The following is a 15760-nucleotide window of genomic DNA, read 5'->3' on the forward strand; positions in this document are numbered from 1 at the left end:
CTCACCTCTTTTTGTTATTTACATCAAGCCTTTCCGACATACAAACGGAAACGGTCTCTTCGTGAATTATCGGCACAATCGGAGGCGGCGTTGAGTGTTTTTTCCAAATCGGAACCCATCAAGGGAAAGAAAAAAAGTGCACTTCGAGAATATTCAGAAGCTATTCTGATCGCCGTCTTGCTGGCTCTGTTCATTCGGGCTTTCGTGGTTCAGGCGTTCAAGATCCCGTCTGGATCCATGATGACCACGCTGCTCATCGGGGATCACATCCTCGTGAGCAAATTTCGATACGGCCTCAAACTACCCGTCGTCGATAGGGACATTTTCCATTGGGCTCAGCCCCAAAGAGGGGATATCATCGTTTTCAAGTATCCCCGGGATCCCGCCAAAGATTTTATCAAACGAGTCATCGGAGTTCCTGGCGACACAGTCCTCATAAAGGACAAAGTTGTTTTTATCAATGGAAAACGTTTGGAAGAACCCTATGTGCGGTTTACGGATCCAAGGATTTTGCCTGCGACCCTCAGTCCACGAGACAATTTCGGACCTGTCGTGGTTCCCGAACGGAGCTTTTTTGTCATGGGGGATAACCGCGATGAAAGCTATGACAGCCGCTTTTGGAACTTTGTGGATTGGTCGGCGGTCAGGGGTAAGGCTTTTATAATCTACTGGTCCTGGAACAAGGACGGACAGCTGACCCTGGATCCGGATCATTTTTTCGTGCGCTGGGATCGTCTCGGCCACCTTGTCCGCTAGAAACGGTGTCGCCGCCGACGTCGGAAGCAGCGGCTGAACACTTTCGGGAGAGCTGAGGCCCAAAGGTATAACCGAGGTCTTTGAGCTATTTTTTTCCGAGAGGTGTCTTCGCGGAGAGCCTTGTCATGGCGAACCGGCAAATCTCAGAGGAAACCAACCGACTCATTCAATGGATCGCACACAGCGTTCGGGAGGCCGGGGCCCAGGGTGTGGTCCTGGGGATCAGCGGCGGAATCGACTCGGCCGTATGTGCCGCCTTGGCCCAGGCCGCTTTGGGAGAAAACGTTCTTGGACTGATTCTTCCGTGCCATAGCTCCCCAGAGGATCTTCAAGATGCGCGGTCCGTTTGTCGACATTTAGGGCTGCGTTTCGAAGAAATCGACTTGGGACCGGTCTTGGACGAATTATTGAAGATCTTGGACTCCACCCCCCCTCGCCTCTCCGGAAATCTCAAGGCCAGACTCCGCATGGCCGTTCTCTATCACAAGGCAGCGGAGCTCGGGTTTCTTGTCATGGGGACAAGTAATCGCAGCGAATGGGAAATCGGCTACTTCACGAAATACGGGGACGGAGCTGCAGACATTCAGCCCATCGTCCATCTGCTCAAGAGTGACGTGCAGAAACTCGCGCGCGAATTAAAACTTCCTCGACATATCATCACCAAACCCCCGTCGGCTGGACTGTGGGCCGGTCAAACCGATGAAGGGGAGCTCGGATTCACCTACAAGCAGCTCGACAATTTTTTAAAGGGGGCGCAGCACGCCGTCCCGAAACATGTTCGAAAACGTATCCAGGAACTCCGCACCCAAACGGCTCACAAGCGGTTCCCGCCGCTGCGCTTTCCTCAGCAAACCGAAGAGGCGGTCCCGGGGCTGAAACCATCGGCGGCCGAACCCAGCCCCGCCGACAAGAGCGTCGAGGCCCTTACGGTAATCAGTAAGGCCATCACATCAGACCAATACCTCGAGGACATTTTGAGACTCATCGTCATGGTCACGGCGGAGGTCATGAATTCCAGCGTGTGTTCCTTGTGGCTTCTGGACGAGCAGGAGCGGGTCTTGCGGCTGCGGGCCACGCAGGCCATCAACCCCGAATATCTCCAAGACCGAGTGCTGAAAGTCGGGGAAGGGGTTGTCGGGAAAGTGGTGGTCGAAAACAAGCCCCACATCGCGCTAAATGTCTTGGAGGATCCCTATTTCAAAGAGAAAGCCCTGGCCCGGCGCCTTGGGCTCGTCTCCATGCTGAGTATCCCCATGCGCGTGAAGGATCGCGTCATCGGCGTGATCAACTGCTACACCTCTCACCCCCACCGGTTTACCGAGCTCGAGATGAATGTGCTCACCGCCGTGGCCAACCAAGCCGCCGTGGCCATCGAGAACACTGAACTCATGGTCAAAACTAAAATCATTCAGGAAGAGTTGGAGAAGCGTAAGGTTATCGAAAAAGCCAAAGATATCCTCATTTCTCGGCTTAACCTGACGGGCGAAGAGGCTTACCGGTGGTTGCAAAAGAAAAGCATGGACACCCGAAAATCCATGAGGGAAGTTGCCGAAGCGGTGTTGCTGACCCTAGAAAACTGAGTGATCGATAAGCGAAATCCCCGTGTGCTCCCTACCCATAAAGGAGAATTTCCTGTCTGTCGGCCATGTACGCTTCCAGTTCCGCCGACCATTCCCTTTCCCATAAACTTATCGCCGTCCCATTTTCTAAATGTTTGCGGACCTTAGGGTTCCCCGTGAGAATGTCGATGGGAAGATGTCGTTTTTCATACTCGTAAGGCGGCGGCAGCCACTGGAAAGATCGCCTGTGGGCTTGCAGCACGGCTTGGAGAAAGGCCAGCCCAAAGCGATAGGGTCGAAAGGCGAGAGGGTCTGTGATGTGGAGATGGAAGCCTCGGCACCTCTGTCCCGCCCACTTGTCGAAGGTCGGCTCAAATTCCACGGCTCGGAGCACGACGCCCTCGAGCGCACAGGGATCTATGAACGCCCCCACTGCATCCGGATCGAGATAGGGCGCGCCCACCAATTGGAAAGGCAGTGTGGTTCCCCGTCCTTCACTCAGGTTCGTCCCTTCGAGTAACACCATCCCGGGATAAAGCACCGCCGTCTCCCACGTGGGCATGTTGGGTGACGGGAAAATCCATGGACGCCCCGTGTCGGGCCAGAGGTTCTTCCTCGCCCAGCCCTCCACGGGCACAACGGTAACGATGTCTTGCCGCCCATGCATGCGCGCCACCCACGTGGCCAATTCCCCAAGCGTCAGGCCGTGGCGCATGGGAAGGGCATAACGGCCCACAAAGGACCGGTATCCGTCTTGGACCAGGTTGCCTTCCACTCGCTCTCCACCGATGGGATTGGGCCGATCCAAGACGACCATGGACATGTGACGCCGACAGAGAGCTTCGACACACAGCCCGACGGTGGTGCCGTACGTGTAAACCCGGCATCCCACGTCCTGCAAATCCACGATGAGAACGTCTATGGTGTCCAGCATGGAGTCGGTGGGTTGTCGGGTCTCTCCGTAGAGGCTGAAAATAGGAACATGATAGACCCTATGCCGACTGTGATCGGATTCGACCATGTTGGCTTGCTTTTCCGCATAAAAACCATGTTGCGGCGAGAAAATGGCGGTCAAACGGGCTCCTCGAGCCGCCAAGGCGTCCACTACGTGAACAAAATCGGCGGTTACCGAGGCTTGATTGGCCAAGACACCAATGCGCTTTTCAGAAAGCCACGGCGGAGGATCTTCGATGAAGACGTCGCATCCGAATCGACACGGCGGGGAGGGGGCCATGGATGCCATCACGCGCCCTTCTTTTCTTTCTCTCGGGCAAGGCGGTCCAAAACCTTTGGATAATAAACCTGATGCTCTTCCAGCATGGGAGAAACGCGGCGCATGGTATTGAGTTTCATGATGAGATAATTGAGCCTTTTCATTTGGCGGTATTTTTCCTGAGTGTCTTGAATGCCGGAAAGAAGCTCTTCGGTAGTCCGGATTTCCTTACGCAATTCCAATTCGGGCGGGAGGCAGTCCGCGTTTTTGAGAATCTTGTAAGCAATGCGCAAGTCCGCAGGAAGATGACTGTCGTCTTCCAGCGTGAGGGGTTTTCCGGCACCCGGCAGGTTGTCGAATTCCCCTCGCTCCATGGCCTCTTGAATCCTTTGTTCCGCAATCTTTTCAAAAATGGTAAACAAGTTGCTCATTGTGCGCCCCTTTTCGGCAACGATCTTTCACGGAACGGAGGTGGATCGGGATGGAGCTCCACGAACCCGCGCGGATATGGCCCGCAGAAGAGCCTCTACCCCCACATGTCACGGACAGTAGTCGGGCATGGATTTTGGGGGCAGGCCGATTCGGCCGTCTTGCCATCCAGCGCCTGCTCAAAGACCGTCAGGCGCCCGCAGTCATCGTGGATGCCGATATCCACCGTTTGCGCGAGATTCCGGAGCATGACGCGCTCATCAAGGTTCGCGGGGATGTCTTCGTATTTCTTTCGAACCAACGGTTGAATGACGACCAGTGGATCATCCCCGCAATACCGGTCCACGTGGCCTTCGGCTGCATTTTGATGGAGCTCGGCAAAACGGGAGGCGCCCGTCGCCTGCCGGTCCCCTCGGAAGTGGACGCTTTTCTACCCCACCCGATCCGCACTCCCTCCGGGACGGTCTATGCCAGCCATGCCACTTTCCATTGCCCGGATGACTGCCTTGAACCCGAGGATCATTGCACCATCACCCGGAGGCCCCGCCCTCAGAAACTTTACCAAATCCTTCAAAATCTTTCCATTCCCCTCTTCCGTACGGTGGTCGTTCAAAGCCGCCAGTTGGCTGCAGGGGTTGGTGGCTACACAGTGGCACAGCTCAAAGAGGCGCTCTCCGCCATCAGGTCCGTTCCGGGGTCTTACCTGGTGGCCACGAGCTGCTCTTGTCATGCGGTGATCGACGCACTGTCCTGGACAGGCCCCCGCTGATCCGCCGAACCCTTTTCACAAGGCTCTTGTCCAGAGAGACTTCGTTCCATTTGATTCAAATACGCATGGAGGCAGTCCTCTGGGCGTACACCGCACCTTCGGGCTAAGACCACCAAAGCGATCAGACCTCGGGCCAGCCAATATGAAACCTGTTCCTTTGGCGCGCCTTCGTCCCGCACTAGATGAGCCGCACTTTCCAGCAACATTTTCTCTTCCGGGACATCGCAGAGGAGAGCGGCTTGGTCGCTGCTCATCCGCGAAATCAGCCGATAGGCTCGAACGAGCGCGGGAAGGGTTCCGGGGACGCCCAGCCCGGAGGAGCGCGCTTTTTTTTCTTTTTGCTTGATTTTTTCCCAATTGGACCGAACATCCGCGGCCGAGTCGACCACCGTGTCCCCGAAAACATGAGGGTGTCGGCGAATCATTTTTTCGCTGATCCCCATGCACACATCGTTCAACGTGAACCTCCCGGCCTCCTCATAGAGATGGATCATGAAGAAGACCATAAAGAGAAGATCTCCGAGTTCTTCGGCCGCTTCATCCTCCGCACCTGCCCGGACGGCCGCTGCCGCCTCATGAGCTTCTTCGATGAGGTAGGTCTGCACGGTTTCCGGGGTCTGTTGTCGATCCCACGGGCAGCCGTTTTCCCCTCGAAGGCGATCGATGATTTCCCAAAGGCGTTTTATCTTTGCCCATCGATCGTCGCCATCATAAAGCTCTTCTTGACTGTTCTTTTCCTGCACCGTCGTTTTTCTCCGCACCCGCACCCGGCGGCTTCGTGTCCCTGCCGGGCGCAGGCTTCTTCATGTTCCTGGAAAGTTCATCCAGATGTTGTCGAAAACCTTTGGGAGCGGCGTCAAGGAGCAGCCGTGTCCCAAGCTGCACATACGGGACGAGCCGGGAGTGTTTGATAAGGGCATGATCTGGAGGACATAGGAAAGTCAATATCCAGACCACGAAAATCATCGCCACCCCCCCTTTGATCAACCCGAAAGCCCCCCCGAGCAACCGATCCGTCCCACCCAATCCCCCAGTGTGAAGCCGTCGAGAGATCCAACTGCCGGCCAAGGCAATGAGAAACCATGTGAGTCCGAAAAGAAGCCCGGCGGCGATGGCCGTCGGATAGGGTAAAGCCGGAAAAGTCTCGGCAAGACGCAAACCCAAGGCCGTCCCATAACGGTGGGCCACAACAAACCCCGCCACAAAACCAAGGATGCCGAAAACCTGCGAGACGGCGCCGCGCCATAAACCCCGAAGGAGCGCCAGGCCGCCGATGGCAATCAGCACCCAATCCGTAATGTTCATCGTGCGCCTCCCACCGAATCCTTCGCCGCTCAGCGGTGAGTGACCCCTTCCAGCACGCGAAACCATAGACCATTCCCCCGGGAAGGTTCAACGAGTTTGCGTGAGGCTGGAGTCTTAAGAAGTCGTTGTCAGATTGCGCGGCGAATGATATCTCTCAAGCGTGTCGGGAACTTCCCGCACGAATTTCACAGAAAGGATTATTGATTGTTGACATCACGCATTCAAGATCCTGTCGCTTTCTCCCAAAGTAAAACCTTCGACGACCCGTCCCTCCTGCAGGACCTCGCCGGAGAACGCAACACGCATCTCAAACTCATTGAAAAACAACTGGAAGTTCGCCTGCATGTTCGCGGCACGCAAGTGACCATCACCGGCGAAAAAGCCCACGTGACCCTGGCGCAGCGCGTCTTGGATGAACTCGAAGCTTTGCGGCGCAAAGGATATCCGCTCTATGCCTCCGATGTGCTCTACGCCGTCAGGATTCTCAGTGACAACCCCCGAAGCCGGTTGGAAGATATCTTTCTGGATAAAGTCTTCGTCACCTCAAGCAAACGTGTCATCACGCCAAAGAGCCTCAAGCAGAAGGAGTACATCGAAGCTATCCGGTCTCACGATATTGTTTTCGGGATCGGCCCAGCGGGCACGGGCAAAACGTATCTGGCCATGGCCATGGCCGTTTCGGCGCTCACAGCGGATCAGGTGCGGCGGATTATCCTGGTCCGACCCGCCGTGGAAGCCGGAGAAAAATTGGGCTTTCTCCCTGGGGACCTGGCAGAGAAGGTCAACCCCTATCTTCGGCCCCTTTACGATGCGTTGCATGACATGATGGATTTCGAGAAGGCGTCCAAACTCCTCGCGCGCGGCGCCATCGAGGTCGCGCCCCTAGCCTTCATGCGTGGCCGCACGCTCAACGAGGCTTTCGTCATTTTGGACGAAGCCCAAAACACCACCAGCGAACAGATGAAGATGTTCCTGACACGCCTCGGATTGGGCTCTAAAGCGGTGATCACCGGAGACGTGACCCAAATCGACCTGCCCGACAACAAACCCTCCGGCCTTGTGGAAGCTATGGAACTCCTCCAGGGCATCCGCGGGCTGCGCTTCATCTTCTTTTCCCACGTGGATGTGGTCCGCCACCGTCTTGTCCAGGATATTATCGAAGCCTACGAAAATGCCGAGCGCAGGACTCCGTCGAGAAAACCCACGGATTCTCGATAGGCGGACATTATGGAAAGAGAAAAGACAGCCGAAAACCGGCGCATGAGCTCCGAAGCGGCCGACTGGCGCTCCAGGGCACTTCAGTGGTGGCAGTATCCCGATCACGCCAAAGCGGCCTTGGTGATCGTTTTTTCCCTGGCCGCGGCGTTCATCATCACCCCGTCGTTTCTGAAACGCCCTCCCGTTTACCGTCCGGGCGATGTGGCCACGCAAAACGTGAAAGCGGATCGGGATTTCCTCTTGCTCGATCAGGAGGCCACCGCTCGAAAACGGGAAGCCGCCCGTCAGGATGCGCCGCTGATCTTCGATCTTCATGAAAAAGCGGCACAGACTTCGGCCCTTCGGCTCTCGAGAGCTTTTAAGACCATGCGCGAGCTTGTCCATGGCCTGCTGCTTCAGGAAACCAAGGGGCTCATGCCGGACCGTTGGATGGAGCTTCTCCGGCGCTTTCCACCGACGAAGGGGGAGGGTCCTGAGAACCGCCTGGGACCTCATCGATCCACGTTTGAAGAGGTCTTAGGATTTCCCGTTCCGGACAACATCTACCTCATCTTGGCCGCCGAACGGTTTTCACCCGCCTTGGAAGACCGGGTTCACAGCTGGATGCACAGCCTTTTCGATCACGGCATTCTGCCCGGTCCGGACGATCCGGACATGGCGGCTTTCAAACAATGGCGATCAACGCATCGACCGATTCTGGTGCGAAAGATCCCTTCGCTTCGTGAAGAAAGTTTTGCCTCGCTCAGCGAATTCCCGGACATCCATCGGGCAAGGGAAAAAGCCGTGACGGCGATTCTCCAGCAAGAAGGAGACATCCTGCCGGCACGGGCCATCGCGTTCCTCTGTGCCCAGTTACTGGAACCCAATCTGTTTTTTAATCGAGTCGAAACCCTCCAGGCTGAAACGGCCGCCGCGGAAAGCGTCAAGCCCGTCTACGTCCAAATCAAGAAAAACGAAATGATCATTCGAGACGGTCAGAGATTGGCCGAGGAGGACGTGCACAAGTTGGAATCCTACGCTGCGGTTCTGCCCAAAAGACACGGGCTCTCCGCGTTCACCGCCATCTGGCTCTTTTCATGTCTGTTTCTGGCTGTTTTGTGGCATCTGCTTTCTCTGCGCATCCCGTCCGTGCGTCTGCGCTTCAACGATTATGTCTTTCTGGCCTGCGTCCTGATGGTCCTTTTGATCCTGTGCCGCACGGCCGATTGGATCGGCACGTCCCTGGGAACCCATGGCGGGTATTTCGATCACCGGAGCTTCCTTTACGCGGTGCCCATTGCCGCCGGAGCCATGTTGGCCAGCATTTTCTTCGGGCTGACTGTGGCGGTTTTCTTTTCCGTAGCGGTCAGTGTTTTTGTGGCCTTGGTCTGCGGCAATGACTTCCAGGTGTTCGCCTTCGCCCTTCTGGGTTCGCTTGTCGGGAGCTACCGGGTCAATCCCTGCCGCAACCGACTGGTCCCTATTCAAGCGGGCTTACTCACCGGGGCGACCAACGCGGCGTGCCTGGCTCTGATGGCGTTATTCCAGGAACATCCCGATTCACCCGCCGTGCTCGTTGATGCCTTTCTCGGATTTATGGGGGGTATCGTGTCCGGAGTCCTGGCCACAGGCTTTACCCCATTGGCTGAACTCTTGTTCGGGTACACCACAGACATCCGCCTTTTGGAACTGGCCAGCATGGACCAACCTCTCCTGCAGGAACTTATGATCCAAGCACCGGGGACCTATCACCACAGCCTCATTGTGGCCAACATGACAGAAGCGGCTGCCAAGTCCATCGGAGCCAATTCGTTGCTGGCCAAGGTAGCCGGCTATTACCATGACATCGGCAAGATTAAAAAGCCGCTGTACTTCATAGAAAACCAGTTTGACGCGGAAAACCGCCACGAGAAGCTGGCTCCGTCCATGAGCAGTCTCATCCTCATCTCGCATGTCAAGGACGGAGTTGAATTGGCTCGAAAACACCGACTGGGAAAACCCATCATCGACATCATCAATCAGCACCACGGTAAAAGTCTCATCGCCTACTTCTATCAGAAAGCCATTGAAGCCCGGGAAAAGGCCATAACCTCTAAAGGGGCAGATTTGCCTCCCATCAACATCGATGATTATCGCTATCCCGGCCCCAAGCCCCAGACCAAGGAAGCCGGTCTGGTGATGCTCGCGGATATGGTGGAGGCCGCGTGCCGGTCGCTCAGCGAACCCACACCCGCCCGAATCCAGGGCATGGTCAGCCGCCTCATCAATAACGCCTTCACCGACGGACAGCTGGACGAGTGCGAACTCACCCTGAAGGATCTCCACCAAATCGCCAAACACTTCCATCAAATCTTGGCCACGGTCCACCATAAGCGCATCGAATATCCAACACAAACCGTTCCTACAAAGGGCAAACCGCATGGCACAGATTCAAATCAGCGTGAACTGCGACCGGATAAAGATCGACCTGGATCGACTGCAGGAAACAGCCGAACAGATCTTAAACGCCTTGGACTGCAGTGACGCGGAACTGAGCCTGGTCATTACCGATGACGAGGAAATGGCCGAACTGAACCAAAGATTCCGTGGTCTCGCGGAACCAACCGATGTCCTGTCATTCCCCATGAGGGAGGGAGACTTCGGGGACATAGCGCCTCAGATGCTGGGCGACGTGGTCATCGGTGTGGAAACGGCATCGGCCATGGCCCACAAATTCCAGTGTACCTTGGACGAAATACTGGATCTCCTCCTGGTGCACGGGATCCTTCATCTTTTGGGTCACGACCATGGAAATCCCGATGACGCACAATCCATGGAAGCCATCACCTTGCAGCTCTTGGAAAAACTCGGGCGTGAACCTGCCCGTTTCGCTTGGTATCGGACGGATTTTTCCGAAGACACAAAGGAGGGATGAATCGTGGCGCGGGTGGCCGTGAATGTGGACCATGTGGCAACGGTCCGCCAAGCTCGTTTGGCATCGGAGCCCGATCCGGTGGTGGCCGCCGCACTGGCGGAATTGGCCGGCGCTCAGGGCATTGTCGTCCACCTTCGAGAAGACCGACGCCACATCCAGGACCGGGATGTGGAAGTCTTGCGCAGCACCGTAAAAACTCGTCTGAATCTGGAAATGGCCGCCACGCAGGAAATGATCGATATCGCGTTGCGGATCAAGCCGGATCTCGTCACGCTGGTCCCGGAAAAACGACAGGAACTGACGACCGAAGGCGGCCTGGATGTGATTCTTTACGAGGATGCTCTTGCCGACACCATAAAGCGGCTCCACGAAGGGGGCATTTCCGTCAGCCTTTTTGTCAATCCCGACCCGAAACACATTAAGACGGCCGCGAAAATTGACGCGGACTGCGTGGAGATCCACACGGGATCCTTTGCGGAAGCCAAGACTTACGCCAAACGGCAGGAAGAATTCGAACGCGTTCAGGATGCGGCCAAGCTTGCGGCAAAAATCGGTCTTCTGGTCCACGCGGGACACGGTGTGGATTACCGCAATATTTTGTGGCTTCGAGTGATCAAGGAAATCGAAGAATTCAGCATCGGTCACGCCATTGTCGCCCGAGCCGTCTTGGTGGGGATGGAACGGGCCGTGAGGGAAATGATCGCCTTGGTGAACGGGTGATGGGCATCTACGGCATCGGGATCGACTTGGTCCGGATCGATCGCGTCGAGGCGGACATAGCTCGATGGGGGGAGAAGTTCCTTAGCAGGGTGTTCACCGACAGCGAGCAGCAAGACTGCCGGAAAAGAAAGAACCGGGCAGCCTGCTACGCCATACGTTTCGCCGCCAAAGAGGCTTTCGCCAAGGCGGTGGGTACCGGCGTCCGCTCCCCCCTTTTCTGGAAAGACATGGAAATCCGAAGTGATTCTCTGGGGAAGCCCTCCGTTTTTCTTTCGCCAAGGGCGCAAGGGTTTCTTCATGAACTCGGGGTGCATCGTTGGCACGTGAGTCTCACCGACGACGGCTGCTACGGTGCGGCCGTGGTGGTTCTGGAAACTGAGGATTCTTCTCGCGGTTTTCATGGTCGAAGAGGAGAGCCATGATACTTGTCACCGCCCAAGAGATGGCCGAGCTCGATCGGCGCACCATCGAAGAAATCGGTATCCCCGGTGTGGTTCTCATGGAAAACGCGGCGCGGGGCGCTCTGGACTTTTTTCAACGCTTGATCCCCGATCTGACCGCTCGGCGCGTGGTCATCCTCGCCAGCACCGGCAACAACGCCGGGGATGGGTTCGTGATCGCACGCGTGCTCCACAGCCGGGGAACTCCCGTTCGGGTTGTGTGTCTGCGCCCGGCGGATCGCCTCCGGGGCGATGCATGGATCAATTACCGCATTCTGGAAAATATCGGCTTGAGGCCCACCCATTGGGACGAAAACGAGGATTTTTCATCCCAATTTGCCATAATTCGCGAAGCTGAGGTTATCGTCGACGCCATCTTGGGAACCGGGCTGAGCAGCCCCGTGCAGGGACTGTACCGAGACATCATCGAAGCCGTGAACGCGTTGGGAAAGACGGTCCTCGCCGTGGACCTGCCTTCGGGGCTAGACGCCACTACGGGGAAAGTCCTCGGGGCGGCCATTCGAGCGACGGCAACGGCCACATTCGGTTTGCCCAAAGTCGGCCAGAGAATTGCCCAAGGGGAGGCTCTCGTCGGCACACTTCACGTGGTGGACATTGGGATCCCCCCCAGTGTCATTGAATCGTCCGGCGTGAAGCGATGGTGGCTCGACGAGGACGTCTGCCGTCTATGGCTCCAGCCCCGCCCTCCAGCAACCCATAAGGGACGGGCAGGGCATGTGTGCATTCTTTCGGGCTCTGTAGGGAAGACCGGGGCCGCATCACTGGCGTCATTGGGAGCTGCCCGGGTCGGAGCGGGACTGGTGACGTTGTTCATCCCCCGGTCCTTAAACCCCATTCTGGAGGTCAAACTGACGGAAGCCATGACCTTGCCCGTTGCGGAAACGCCGGAACAGAGCGTCGCCGCCGCAGCCGAGCCCGAGATTTTGAACTTCCTGAATGGAAAGGATGCTTTTGCCGTAGGTCCAGGAATTTCGTTACACCCGGAAACCCGCCAACTGCTTCTGAAACTCACGGCCCTCTCCCCGTGCCCTTTAGTGTTGGATGCCGACGCGCTGACGATCCTCGCCGACACGCCCGAATCCCTTCGCCAGGCGAAGGTCCCGGTCATTCTCACCCCACATCCTGGAGAAATGGCCCGTCTCATGCGCTGCACCGTGGCGGAAGTGGAAGCGGATCGACTCCGGGCAGCTCAGGCATTCAGTCAGGAACACGGCGTTATTGTCGTTCTCAAAGGCCACCGCACCGTCATCGCTGCCCCCGACGGGAGGTCGGCCATCAACGGATCCGGGACGCCCGCCATGGCTTCGGGGGGCATGGGAGACGTCCTGACCGGAATGATCGCCGGCTTTCTGGCCCAAGGGATGGAACCTTTCCAGGCGGCGTGCCTCGGTGTTTACATCCACGGGAAAGCGGCAGAAAAGGTCTGCCACGGCAGGACCACCCGAGGCCTTTTGGCCTCCGACATCTTGAACGAAATACCCTTCGTCATTGGGGCGCTGGAACAGGCATGAACGTCAGTGTCGGGATGGAATCCTCATCCCCGGAAGTCTCTTCGGCTCTCGGGGAGACCATAGGCAAGCGGCTGGTCGCGGGAGACATCGTGGCTTTATGGGGAGAACTGGGCGCCGGGAAGACACTGCTGACCCAAGGGATCGCCCGGGGATTGGGTGTCCCTCCCGACACGGCGGTCACCAGTCCCACTTTCACCCTCATCAACGAATACGAGGGTCGCCTGCGCCTCTATCATCTCGACTGCTACCGCATCAGCGATCCCGATGAAATGGAAACGCTGCCCTGGAGAGAAGCTCTTTTCGGCGACGGCGTCGCCGTGGTGGAATGGCCGGAACGTTTGGGAGGGCTATTGCCCACGGCACGACTGGATATCTTTTTGGAGATCCTCGGCCCGACCTCGCGTCGCCTGAGGATCATCCCTCACACCGATGATCTCCGGCGTCGTTTTTCCGATCTTGTCCTGCCGATCTGAGCTCTGGGGACGGGATAACCTCCTTTATCCGCCCCCTTCTCGTTCACGCAATCGAAAAGAACGTGCAAAGTCCTTCACAAAAAGCACGAACCCGGCCGGCGCTCGGCTTATGATCGCCCGTCGGGCAGCTCATTCCCGCCCGTGAACATCCCCGAATGAAAAAGCTTCCGGAAATGATAGCCGTACACCAACACCGTCACCACATCGGCAAGGCTGGATCGGTAATGCACCAGAGTCTCCTTAAGAAGCTTCCAAAAACAGGAACGAGACGCTTTGGTATCTCGGATGCCCAAATACCACAAAGACCGCAGGAAGGTGAAGATATCGTTTTTCTCCAAAGCGGCTTTGGCCCGAGGCTGATAGTTTTGCAAAAACGCTTTGATTCTCTCGTAGTACATGTGTGGGGAATAAATGGTGTCCATCACCCAACGATAGCCGTCGACGATCTTTTGTCTGTCCATTTTCGGAATGAAGTTCAGGGTGCCTTCAATACTGGTGTTGTCCCCACTGGGCTTGAACAGGAGGCGCCCTTCCCGCTCTAACCTTTTATACAACCGGGTTTCGGGAACGGCCGTTAAGAGTCCGATCATGGCGGTGACCACACCGGTGGACTGGACAAAGTGGACCTGCTTCTGAAAAATATCCGGCGGATCGTTGTCAAAACCGATGATGAATCCACCCATAACGGCGAGTCCGTTCTGTTGGATGATCCGAACCGACTCTTCCAGTGGTCGGCGCAGGTTTTGCCTCTTATCGCATTCTCTCAAACTTTCTGGAGCCGGTGTCTCCAGCCCCAAAAAAACCTTGTTGAAGCCCGCCCGGACCATCAGCTCCATGAGCTCTTGGTCTTCCGCCAGATCGACGGAGGCTTCCGTGTAAAAGCTAAATTTCCACCCACGACGCTCCTGCCAACGGATCACCGCCTCCAGCACACTTTTGACGCGATTCTTGTTGCCAATGAAGTTGTCGTCCACGATGAAGACCGAGCCGCGCCATTTCCGGGCATAAAGCGCCTCCAGCTCGTCAATCATCTGCTCTGAGGATTTGGTGCGGGGTCTTCTACCGTTGAGCACGATGATGTCGCAAAATTCGCAATTGAACGGGCACCCTCGCGAATACTGGACGCTCATGCTCGCGTAATCTTTGAGCCGGATGAGGTCCCACAGCGGCAGCGGGGTTTTGTCCAACTCCGGATGTTCGTCCGTGCGATAGACGCGACGGGCCTGCCCACGTTCCAAATCGGCGGCCAGTTCGGCAACGATCGCTTCTCCCTCACCGATCACCATGTGGGGCACTTCCGGAAAATCCTCGGCGTAGCCGTAAAAAAGAGGCCCTCCACCCACCACGGGAATTCCCAGTTGGGAGCACCGGTGAACCACTTCCTTGGTGGACCGTCGCTGAGCAATCATGGCGCTGACGAAGACATAATCGGCCCAGAGGATGTCCTTGTCCTCCAGAGGGCGCGTGTTCATATCCACAACTTTTTTCTGCCAGTGCCGGGGCAAAAGGGCGGCCACCGTAAGCAGGCCCAAAGGTGGAAAAGCCGCCTTTCGACGCACAATCCGGAGGGCATGCCGGAAACTCCAAAACGTTTCGGCGACTTCCGGGTAAACCAAAAGGACTTTCATGGGACTTCTCCTTGAAAGGTCGGGTGTTTTCTGGAAAAGGGGCACAAGTGCATGCAGGGCATCCAATTTTCGTTTAATGAAATCTTTAACAACAAACCGTGGGGAAAGTCGAGTGACAATTTGGTATCGACACCGCGAGGGCTCCCATCCGCGACGCAGCATTGACTTCCCAAGACACTCACGCTAGCGTGCGACCGTCATCAAGACCAAGTCTTCAGAACAGGAGGTCGTGGCCATGCCTGCCACTAAGGTCGTCATTTCCGTTCTCGGCACCGACAGACCGGGAATCGTTGCCGCCGTTTCCAAAGTTTTGTCGGAAAGCCGATGCAATATCGAAGATGTCAGCCAAACCATCCTTCAGTCGGAATTCGCCGGGGTCTTCATTGCATCCTTGCCCGAAGAATTATCTATGGAGACCCTGGAAAAGAAGCTTGTCGAACACCTCAACCCCCTGAAACTGTCGGTCCTCCTTAAGCCGGTTGAGGAGGCTGAACGGTATGAGGCTCCACCGAGCCAACCCTTCGTGATCACCACCATCGGACCCGACCGATTGGGCTTGGTGGCCGGCATTACGGAGGTCATGGCCCGCTTCGGGGTGAATATCACCAACTTGAGAGCGGCTTTCAGGGGAGGGTCCGATCCTCGCCGTAACGTGATGATCTACGAAGTGGACATTCCTTTGCACATTGACCAGCAGGCTTTTCGGAAAGCGCTTCGTCAAAGAGCGGAGGACCTCGGCTTGGACTTGAGTCTGCAACATAGGGACATTTTTGAGGCCATTCATCGGATCTGACGTCGTTTTCAAAAACACCCGGGAACCATCGA

General features: G+C 56.5%; 16 protein-coding genes. 11 read left to right on the plus strand and 5 right to left on the minus strand.

Features of this window, described 5'->3' with window-relative positions:
• Positions 1-90: 90 nt before the first annotated feature.
• Positions 91-756 (plus strand): signal peptidase I, encoded by a 666-nt coding sequence (gene lepB, locus ACZ5K9_RS04430; RefSeq protein WP_464273210.1) that lies wholly within the window; start codon positions 91-93, stop codon positions 754-756.
• 125 nt (positions 757-881) lie between these two features.
• Positions 882-2336 (plus strand): NAD(+) synthase, encoded by a 1455-nt coding sequence (gene nadE / locus ACZ5K9_RS04435; protein ID WP_464273211.1) that lies wholly within the window; start codon positions 882-884, stop codon positions 2334-2336.
• A 31-nt stretch (positions 2337-2367) separates the two neighbouring features.
• On the opposite strand, the gene ACZ5K9_RS04440 is transcribed toward nadE, so the two are convergent.
• Together ACZ5K9_RS04440 and ACZ5K9_RS04445 are read right to left on the minus strand one after the other, a co-directional pair.
• Complete coding sequence (locus ACZ5K9_RS04440) at positions 2368-3558, minus strand: exo-beta-N-acetylmuramidase NamZ family protein (protein ID WP_464273212.1); 1191 nt, start codon at positions 3556-3558, stop codon at positions 2368-2370.
• Entirely contained in the window at positions 3558-3959 is a 402-nt protein-coding gene (locus ACZ5K9_RS04445; RefSeq protein WP_464273213.1) for a DnaJ family domain-containing protein, read from the minus strand. Before ACZ5K9_RS04445 ends, ACZ5K9_RS04440 begins: the two co-directional genes overlap by 1 nt.
• Before the next feature lie 50 nt (positions 3960-4009).
• Between ACZ5K9_RS04445 and ACZ5K9_RS04450 the strand changes: the two genes are divergently transcribed.
• Positions 4010-4726 carry a hypothetical protein gene (locus ACZ5K9_RS04450; protein ID WP_464273214.1) on the plus strand — a complete coding sequence of 239 codons (717 nt, stop codon included), beginning with the start codon at positions 4010-4012 and terminating at the stop codon, positions 4724-4726.
• Here ACZ5K9_RS04450 and ACZ5K9_RS04455 read toward each other — a convergent pair.
• Positions 4684-5469 (minus strand): MazG family protein, encoded by a 786-nt coding sequence (locus tag ACZ5K9_RS04455; RefSeq protein ID WP_464273215.1) that lies wholly within the window; start codon positions 5467-5469, stop codon positions 4684-4686. The genes ACZ5K9_RS04450 and ACZ5K9_RS04455 overlap by 43 nt on opposite strands.
• A complete protein-coding gene (locus ACZ5K9_RS04460) occupies positions 5435-6031 on the minus strand; it encodes a CvpA family protein (RefSeq protein WP_464273216.1) in 597 nt (198 codons plus the stop codon). Before ACZ5K9_RS04460 ends, ACZ5K9_RS04455 begins: the two co-directional genes overlap by 35 nt.
• Before the next feature lie 204 nt (positions 6032-6235).
• Here ACZ5K9_RS04460 and ACZ5K9_RS04465 point away from each other — a divergent pair, with 204 nt between their 5' ends.
• Genes ACZ5K9_RS04465 through tsaE form a run of 7 tightly spaced genes read left to right on the plus strand, consistent with a single transcriptional unit; the run spans position 6236 to position 13307 of the window.
• Positions 6236-7249, plus strand: a complete 1014-nt coding sequence (locus ACZ5K9_RS04465) for a PhoH family protein (protein WP_464273217.1) — start codon at positions 6236-6238, stop codon at positions 7247-7249.
• A 9-nt stretch (positions 7250-7258) separates the two neighbouring features.
• A complete protein-coding gene (locus tag ACZ5K9_RS04470; RefSeq protein ID WP_464273218.1) occupies positions 7259-9751 on the plus strand; it encodes an HD family phosphohydrolase in 2493 nt (830 codons plus the stop codon).
• Entirely contained in the window at positions 9648-10142 is a 495-nt protein-coding gene (gene ybeY / locus ACZ5K9_RS04475; RefSeq protein WP_464273219.1) for an rRNA maturation RNase YbeY, read from the plus strand. The genes ACZ5K9_RS04470 and ybeY overlap by 104 nt, the downstream gene beginning before the upstream one ends.
• Positions 10143-10145: 3 nt before the next feature.
• Entirely contained in the window at positions 10146-10862 is a 717-nt protein-coding gene (locus ACZ5K9_RS04480; RefSeq protein WP_464273220.1) for a pyridoxine 5'-phosphate synthase, read from the plus strand.
• The gene (acpS, locus tag ACZ5K9_RS04485) at positions 10862-11284 is read left to right on the plus strand and encodes a holo-ACP synthase (RefSeq protein WP_464273221.1); all 423 of its coding nucleotides are present in this window, start codon (positions 10862-10864) and stop codon (positions 11282-11284) included. Before ACZ5K9_RS04480 ends, acpS begins: the two co-directional genes overlap by 1 nt.
• Entirely contained in the window at positions 11281-12834 is a 1554-nt protein-coding gene (locus tag ACZ5K9_RS04490; RefSeq protein ID WP_464273222.1) for an NAD(P)H-hydrate dehydratase, read from the plus strand. Before acpS ends, ACZ5K9_RS04490 begins: the two co-directional genes overlap by 4 nt.
• Entirely contained in the window at positions 12831-13307 is a 477-nt protein-coding gene (gene tsaE / locus ACZ5K9_RS04495) for a tRNA (adenosine(37)-N6)-threonylcarbamoyltransferase complex ATPase subunit type 1 TsaE (protein WP_464273223.1), read from the plus strand. The genes ACZ5K9_RS04490 and tsaE overlap by 4 nt, the downstream gene beginning before the upstream one ends.
• 107 nt (positions 13308-13414) lie before the next feature.
• Here tsaE and ACZ5K9_RS04500 read toward each other — a convergent pair whose 3' ends face one another.
• On the minus strand, positions 13415-14935 hold the full coding sequence (locus tag ACZ5K9_RS04500; protein ID WP_464273224.1) for a B12-binding domain-containing radical SAM protein: 1521 nt from the start codon (positions 14933-14935) through the stop codon (positions 13415-13417).
• 235 nt (positions 14936-15170) lie between these two features.
• Between ACZ5K9_RS04500 and ACZ5K9_RS04505 the strand changes: the two genes are divergently transcribed.
• On the plus strand, positions 15171-15728 hold the full coding sequence (locus ACZ5K9_RS04505; protein ID WP_464273225.1) for a glycine cleavage system transcriptional repressor: 558 nt from the start codon (positions 15171-15173) through the stop codon (positions 15726-15728).
• Positions 15729-15760 lie beyond the last annotated feature (32 nt).

The sequence above is a fragment of the Desulfosoma profundi genome, assembly GCF_055387865.1.

What these genes read in the sequence shown, in the direction of transcription:
- ACZ5K9_RS04505 (WP_464273225.1), top strand. Translation starts at nt 15,171, where the DNA reads ATGCCTGCCACTAAGGTCGTCATTTCCGTTCTCGGCACCGACAGACCG.
- nadE (WP_464273211.1), top strand. Translation starts at nt 882, where the DNA reads ATGGCGAACCGGCAAATCTCAGAGGAAACCAACCGACTCATTCAATGG.
- ACZ5K9_RS04470 (WP_464273218.1), top strand. Translation starts at nt 7,259, where the DNA reads ATGGAAAGAGAAAAGACAGCCGAAAACCGGCGCATGAGCTCCGAAGCG.
- tsaE (WP_464273223.1), top strand. Translation starts at nt 12,831, where the DNA reads ATGAACGTCAGTGTCGGGATGGAATCCTCATCCCCGGAAGTCTCTTCG.
- ACZ5K9_RS04445 (WP_464273213.1), bottom strand. Translation starts at nt 3,959, where the DNA reads ATGAGCAACTTGTTTACCATTTTTGAAAAGATTGCGGAACAAAGGATT.
- ACZ5K9_RS04500 (WP_464273224.1), bottom strand. Translation starts at nt 14,935, where the DNA reads ATGAAAGTCCTTTTGGTTTACCCGGAAGTCGCCGAAACGTTTTGGAGT.
- ACZ5K9_RS04460 (WP_464273216.1), bottom strand. Translation starts at nt 6,031, where the DNA reads ATGAACATTACGGATTGGGTGCTGATTGCCATCGGCGGCCTGGCGCTC.
- ACZ5K9_RS04450 (WP_464273214.1), top strand. Translation starts at nt 4,010, where the DNA reads ATGGAGCTCCACGAACCCGCGCGGATATGGCCCGCAGAAGAGCCTCTA.
- acpS (WP_464273221.1), top strand. Translation starts at nt 10,862, where the DNA reads ATGGGCATCTACGGCATCGGGATCGACTTGGTCCGGATCGATCGCGTC.
- ACZ5K9_RS04490 (WP_464273222.1), top strand. Translation starts at nt 11,281, where the DNA reads ATGATACTTGTCACCGCCCAAGAGATGGCCGAGCTCGATCGGCGCACC.
- ybeY (WP_464273219.1), top strand. Translation starts at nt 9,648, where the DNA reads ATGGCACAGATTCAAATCAGCGTGAACTGCGACCGGATAAAGATCGAC.
- ACZ5K9_RS04440 (WP_464273212.1), bottom strand. Translation starts at nt 3,558, where the DNA reads ATGGCATCCATGGCCCCCTCCCCGCCGTGTCGATTCGGATGCGACGTC.